6 protein-coding genes are annotated in these 6,745 nt (G+C 33.8%); 2 read left to right on the top strand and 4 right to left on the bottom strand.

The window, feature by feature from the left end:
- Positions 1 to 105: 105 nt before the first annotated feature.
- Both FB379_RS12610 and FB379_RS12605 read right to left on the bottom strand, forming a co-directional pair.
- The gene (locus FB379_RS12610) at positions 106 to 690 is read right to left on the bottom strand and encodes a YIP1 family protein (protein ID WP_144598131.1); all 585 of its coding nucleotides are present in this window, start codon (positions 688 to 690) and stop codon (positions 106 to 108) included.
- Positions 691 to 830: 140 nt separating this feature from the next.
- Positions 831 to 1,025, bottom strand: a complete 195-nt coding sequence (locus FB379_RS12605; protein WP_144598130.1) for a hypothetical protein — start codon at positions 1,023 to 1,025, stop codon at positions 831 to 833.
- A 1,561-nt stretch (positions 1,026 to 2,586) separates the two neighbouring features.
- Here FB379_RS12605 and FB379_RS19270 point away from each other — a divergent pair.
- Positions 2,587 to 2,835: a transposase gene (locus tag FB379_RS19270; RefSeq protein WP_144598134.1), complete on the top strand. Its 249-nt coding sequence runs from the start codon at positions 2,587 to 2,589 to the stop codon at positions 2,833 to 2,835.
- 197 nt (positions 2,836 to 3,032) lie between these two features.
- Here the strand turns inward: FB379_RS19270 and FB379_RS12595 are convergent, their stop codons facing one another.
- Both FB379_RS12595 and FB379_RS12590 read right to left on the bottom strand, forming a co-directional pair.
- Positions 3,033 to 3,272, bottom strand: coding sequence for a hypothetical protein (locus tag FB379_RS12595; RefSeq protein ID WP_117016837.1), 240 nt, complete (start codon positions 3,270 to 3,272; stop codon positions 3,033 to 3,035).
- A gap of 47 nt (positions 3,273 to 3,319) precedes the next feature.
- The gene (locus FB379_RS12590; protein WP_094245556.1) at positions 3,320 to 4,537 is read right to left on the bottom strand and encodes an EAL domain-containing protein; all 1,218 of its coding nucleotides are present in this window, start codon (positions 4,535 to 4,537) and stop codon (positions 3,320 to 3,322) included.
- 1,248 nt (positions 4,538 to 5,785) lie between these two features.
- On the opposite strand from FB379_RS12590, the gene FB379_RS12585 reads away from it, so the two are divergent.
- Positions 5,786 to 6,643, top strand: coding sequence for a metallophosphoesterase (locus tag FB379_RS12585; RefSeq protein WP_144598129.1), 858 nt, complete (start codon positions 5,786 to 5,788; stop codon positions 6,641 to 6,643).
- Positions 6,644 to 6,745: the final 102 nt, after the last annotated feature.

Genomic DNA, 6,745 nt, shown 5'->3' with positions numbered 1-6,745 from the left:
GCTTTAAATTCTGCGGTATATCGGTTTCTTTTTTTCATGGTATCATTATAACTTATTTATCACGCTCATGTGTCTCACCTTATGGGAGCATTATATATCACCTATTTAATTCATTAAATTTAAAGAAATTTGACTAGATATTAGATAATTCAACCCTACTTCAGCAATTGCAAAAAAAACCGCTAGAATTACTAATATTTTCATTCTTGCTCTTGTTAGTACATAAAATCCACTCACTAATAATATGTATTTCCATATCATTAGTGGATTTGTAAAAAAGTATAAGATGGAGGTAAAAAAAGAAGATGACGAATTCACTGAAAGTATATGTAAAGAAGGAAATAGGGCTATTATCAAAGCTAAAATGAATTTTGGGAATTGTGTATAACCATAAATTGAATAGACTTTTTTAAAAGTAATGTTACTTTCACTTTCTATTAAAACTATAGATAGTAAAAGGTAAATAATAAAAGATGTAATAAAAAAGAAAAAAACTGATAAAATAGAAATTAGCACTAATATCAAAACAATCCATTTTGTATCTAAATATGAAAGTTTATCATTTAAATCTTGATAAGTTATTAATGGAATTAAAGCAGCAAGAATACTTGGTATTAAAATTTTTGGCTTAGAGTATAATAATTCCATAAATAAAATTGGGTTTGTAAAAAAAATTAAATACTTTTTCATTCCCTACACCCCATGTATACTAATAATTAAAATGGAAAAGGGGTACAAAGACCATTATTAATTATTATGATTAAATAGAACCCCTTATGGACTTTATGCCCCTTTTTCCAATTACAAACGGGTAAAATAGGCTGCTACTTTTACCAAGCGGCAGCTTTTTTTACCCCCCATTTGGCAACTGCACCGCGGATAATTGGATACACTAATGATCCCCATCCATACGTTGCACCTGCTAATGAAATTACTGTTAAAATACTTAACCCATTATATACTGCTTCAGTAATTGCTGTTGCAGTAGAAATAGATAAGAAAAATTTTTGTGCGACTTGGAACATATTATCACCTCCTTTCAAGTTGTTTAGTATTCTACTTATCTTTCAACAATTCATTCTTTATAAAGCTGACGATATAAAAAATAATATAACCAGTGAATAATATGAAAGATATATTAATAAAACTTGGTAATTCTTCATGTCTAAATAAAACTATTAATCCCATTCCAAAAAAAGGGACGATCATATATCCATGGTAATTTTTCCACCACAAAGAAAATTTTTCCATAACAATCAAACCTTCCATTTTAAATTTTAATTTTCTTTAAATTCTCACGTTTTCTCTAAATTTTCCTAACATCTGATATTCTTTCAGATTCAGTGAAATGGTCGTGGAATCCACAATTTTCAAGCCATTCACCTGACTGGAGGAGTTCGTGGACATCTGACGGATTTGATTCACTAAATCCAGAAAGATTTCTGCAGTCATTCGGGTTTTATTTGGCGATGTTTTCGGGAAAGTTGTGAAGCATTAATAGAAGTCAATCCTAATTCTCGCTGAAAATCATCCAGTAACGCATCATCGGTGATGGCGCGCAGTCCTTCTCGTTGTTAAAGTTGAGCATGTAAAAACAAAAGTAAATGCGATTTTATGGTTATTTTTTTCGTCTCTTCAATTATTTGTGTAAATTTGACAGAATTGAGAGGAGTGACCCATTTACCAAATGAAGAAAATATTGTATCCATGTCCATAGGCTTCATCCTTTATATTGGATTTGGACAGGGGCCACCTGTACCATCCATTATAAAGGATTTTTTATGAATTTTTTCAATTCGGAATTTTCGAATTAAATTTATGCAACGCTAGTGATTTATTTTATTTTTGAGATTGATCTTTCACAAATAAAGATATTTATATTAAATTACAATATTGTCATTTATTTATATATTATGTTTAAATTTACATATTTTCCAATTCTATTTTAATAACGAGTAGAAAAAAATGTCAATATAAACATATCAAAGAAAGAGAACGAAACAGGAGAGAACCCCCTTCATGAGCAAAAGGTTCTTATGGATCGTGTACTTTCCGAGTATGGAGTCCCTTACGATCCAAAAATGGAAATTGGTAGTGGTGATAAAATTTCTACCCGTCCAGTATTCCAATTGATGTTAGTCCAGATTATAGACACAACGAATAGAGAAATGTACAGTAAATCTATCAATCATAGGGAGTGTCTATAATGGCTAGACGTTTTGATAAAGAATTCAAAATACATGCAGTAATGTGCAAATCAGGACAGAGAATCAGTTTATCTTGTTTTATCCCATTCATCATCAACTACCAACCGATACGCGTTGCTTTATCTCACATTTGGAGAAGCTAGCGTCCACTTCATTACCGATGCCCCAAACAGTTATTGCGGATGCAGGATATGGTAGTGAAGAAAACTATGTATATGCAGTTGGTGATGAGAAAGAGCCCCGGTTTGAATTTCTGATTCCTTATGAAAGAACAAACACGTACATACAAAAAAGACATTAAAAATGCCAAAAACGAGGCCTATTGTGAAGAGGATGATTGTTTTATCTGCCCAAATGGAAGAAAAGTGACATTTAAAAAATATCAAAACAAAAGAATCAGTCTGGTTATGAACAAAGCTTCAAAATATACGAATGTGAAGATTGCACCGATTGCCCATTAAAAGCAAAGTGCACAAAAGTAAAAGGCAACCGACAAGCTCAATGGAATACGATTTTCGAAGAAATGAAAGCAAAGGCCAAAGCAGTCCTTGAATGTGAAGAGAAAGCGATCTACGCTCGGAGCAAAGTCGAAGCAGAAAGTGCGTTCGGTCACATCAAGGGCAATTGATCTTTCCACAGATATTTTTTGGGGGCTCGACAAAGTACATGTCGAGTTTGGGATTGCGCTTTAGCCCACAACATACTAAAAGTAGACGGCATCCGCCAGCTACTTTCAGATAAAATCGAAAAAATATAAAAGCAAGTGGAGAGAAACGAATTGTTTTTCTCCACTTGCTTCATTTTAGGGACTTATCGGACTGCCCCCTACCAAGTAGTTGAAAAGCTAATATAAAAAATATAAAAAAGCGCGAATGCAATCAGCACGATATAAGCAATAAAAATCGGATTTCGAATATACGGGCGCTTTTCAACTTTTTCGCTTACTTCTGTATCATACTCGCTTTGCCTTTTTTCCATCTGGCTGCCCACTTGTAACGTATAAAACAGGCCGACAAGCAAAACTAACAAAAAAACACCGCCGATGATCAAATTAGTAAATTGCATAAAAACCCCCCTTTTTCTCTATTATTTGAGAAAAAAGGGGGGTTTATTCAAAGGAGACCGTCTTGTTCATATAAATAAGAATATGGAATATCGATAAACAAATAATGATCGTCATCAAGCGGATAGGAAAACGTGCGGATCGTCTCCCCTGTTTCGATATCACTATACAAATCACTTAAAAACCCTTTTTTGTTGACGCGCATGCGAATAATATTTTCTAAAAAGTACGGGCGCCAGCTCCAATTTTTCATATAATATTCTTTTTGAAAAATCCATCGGTCTTCTTTTCGGAAAATATTTCCTGACTTTTGAAACCCGTTTTCATCACAAATATAAATACGAAAGCTCATGTCGCCAAGCTCTTCTGCTAAATGGGTAATTAATTCGTCAAATTGGCTGACAGCTTTTTTATATTTGTTCACTAGTTGTGACACCCGCTGATGAAACTGGTCGGAATATGAATAAAGTGTTTCAAGCTTTTTCTTTTCAAATTGAATGAAATGGTTGAATTCCTGCTGCAGTCTTTCTTTTAGAACACATCGATCAATAAATTCTCTTTCCGGATAATGAAGATAATATCCTTGATAATATCTTCCGCCATTTTTCCACGCATATTGCAATTGAAAGTTTGCCTCGATGTCTTCATATAAAAGCGTCGCACCGATTTTGCGCGCAAGTAGTGAAATCGAAAATAAAACATCGAAATACGATTGGCTGGGTGAAGCTAATTTTAATGGCTGCAAATCGATTTTCAAAATATCAGGAGATAATAACCCAATGCGGTCCAAATTGCTCGATTCTTTCCCAATATTGTCAATCGCAATTTTGATTCCGTAAGTCCGGTAATAAGTGAGCAAATGATGGAGCTGTTCGATATCTCCTAAATAATTGTGTTCCGTAATTTCCAGAACAATCCGGTTTAAATCAAGCCCTTTCTCTTTTTCTTCCAGCAGCAAATTTAAAAAGCTTTCGCCGTGATCGATCATAAGCAGATTTGGATCCCTGTTTATAAAAATGAGAAGATCATCATCCAGTTCTTTCATTTCCTCCAATGCTTTTTTGACGACTGTATCATCTACTTCCATTCGGTATTCTTCAGGGATCGAATCATCATGGAAAAAAAAGCCTAAGCTTTTGTATTCCCCTTCCATATGAATTCTGCCTAAAATTTCGTAGCCAATCACCTTTTGTTCATCTGCGCTAAAAATCGCCTGATAATAAGGCACAATTTTTTCGGTATTGGTTATGACATCTAGTGGGTCCATGGGCATCTCCCCGCTTCTTGTACTCTCATATGATACATGATTATAGCATTATTTGGAACATTAGAAAATGTTGAAGAACCGTTTTTGCGCATTTGCTACATTCCCATTTTTACATAATTGGAATGAGGCCCATCCTGGATGCAACGGTTGGCCTCTCAATTGATTTTATGTTTTGCGCCCGCTTCCACAATCAACAAAGTAGTTTGTTTTTTCAATGACCATACAAGCAGAAAACCGAGCAATAAAAGAACAGAGAGCAGAAACATTCCGTTTGCAAATGAAAAATAGCCGAAAATCATCGGACCGAAGGAAAACAAAGTAATTTGAGTGTTCTGGCTAAAATACCGATAGAGATATACAGGAATGAACGAAAAACAATTAACGGCATTAATCTCAACAATTTACAATCTGTTTGAACGAGTTTCATCAAGGCTTCAGCACTGCTGCTCCGATCTACGACTTTGCAAATGAAGTGATTGCTTCCATAAGTATGACGGGTCCAGATAAAAATATTCATCAAAATGACTTTTTTCTACACGGAGAAAATCGTCTAAGCAGAAAATATATTCAAAAGGATGGAGTTTTTCTCTTGCTGATTCAAATAGGGGATTTTGAGGTGTCCTCTAAAATTATTTGAATTAGTTATTCAACATAAACGAATTTACTTTTTCTTTTTATCAATTTCAAAACTAGACTGTTGATTTTTATTGGTTTTAAATGAATCAGTATCATCATTTCATTAAAAATCATTGACTCATTATTATTTTTTTCCATATCTTTTCATTCAATAGGTTTTATGAAGATATTTGTCATTACTAATACCTTCTCTTTTCAAATTTTTTATTTTATTTTTTGCTCTATCTTTCAAATTTCTGTTATTAATAAATCTTCTTGCATCATTTCCTCTTACAATAGGTTTTTCCCTTAAAGTGACACCATTTTAATCCTCCTTCCTTAATAGCAATTTTACTAGAAATTTAAATCATTACATAGCTGCCCTTTATGTTTTATGAAAATTACACCATTCATTTCTCAATTCCTAAAGACTTTCTCGCTCCAGCAGAAGAGTTAAACCTTTTTCATCATATTTTCCAAATGATTGTTTTAATGTTGTCCATAGATGATAACAAAATAGTTAATCAGAAAAAACGTGCATGTGAAGATTTGTCAAAAAACATTAAACAAGATGTTGAAAGTTTTATGTTATAATTTTTTCGATTGCTATAAAAACTGAAATGGTTGGTAAGAATGAATAAGTTGACAAGAAGACAATTTTTAAAGCATTTTTTCTGGACGGCTGCGTGCAGTTTATTCGCGAGCAGCGGTTTATACATCTACTCAAGATATATTGAACCGAGAAGACTAGAAATAAAAAAAATAAATGTTTCTCATCCAAAAATACCAAAAGGTTTTGATGGTTTGAAAATTGTTCAATTCAGCGACACACATCTAAATAACGACTTTACAATTGCAAATCTGGAACGGATCGTCAATCAAATCAATCGTCTAAACCCGGATATAATTGTTTTTACTGGTGATTTAATCGATGAGCCGAACAGTTATCCCGCTGTGCATCAGATTGCCCCGATTTTAAAACGCCTCCGTGCCGACTTCGGAAAATTTGCAATTTATGGAAATCATGATCACGGCGGATACGGCACTGATGTTTATCGCAATATATTACAAAATGCAGAGTTTCATTTACTGCAAAATGAAAAAAAAGAGATACAGCTGATTGACGGAAGCAAATTGATTGTCGCCGGCCTTGATGATGTCATGCTTGGAAGACCTGATTTTCATCAAACAATGGGCAATATTGACAAAAACTATTTTACTATTCTTTTAGTCCATGAACCTGATACAGTGCTTCAAGCAAAAAATTACAATGTTGATCTCCAATTATCTGGACACAGCCATGGAGGACAAGTAAAAATCCCTTTTATAGGTCCGCTTTACACGCCTCCTTATGCAAAATCCTTTTCGGAGGGCTTTTATACTGTTGATCATACGAAGCTTTATGTCAATCGCGGGTTGGGCACAACTAGACTGCCCTTTCGTTTTTTGGCAGTTCCAGAAATCACCTTGTTCACATTATATTCCAAATAATCCTCTCTTTTAACCGGCTTAAAAGTACTTGGCTTTCATTTCTCTAACCAAAATATGAAAAAAAGATGTTCATATTGAATTAGGTAAATTATAATAGCTACT

It is taken from the genome of Aeribacillus composti, from assembly GCF_007827555.1.
GTDB classification, from domain to species: Bacteria; Bacillota; Bacilli; order Bacillales; family Aeribacillaceae; genus Aeribacillus; species Aeribacillus composti.
The sequence above is the reverse complement of the archived record's forward strand: the minus strand, read 5'-3'. Positions and strand labels throughout refer to the sequence as shown.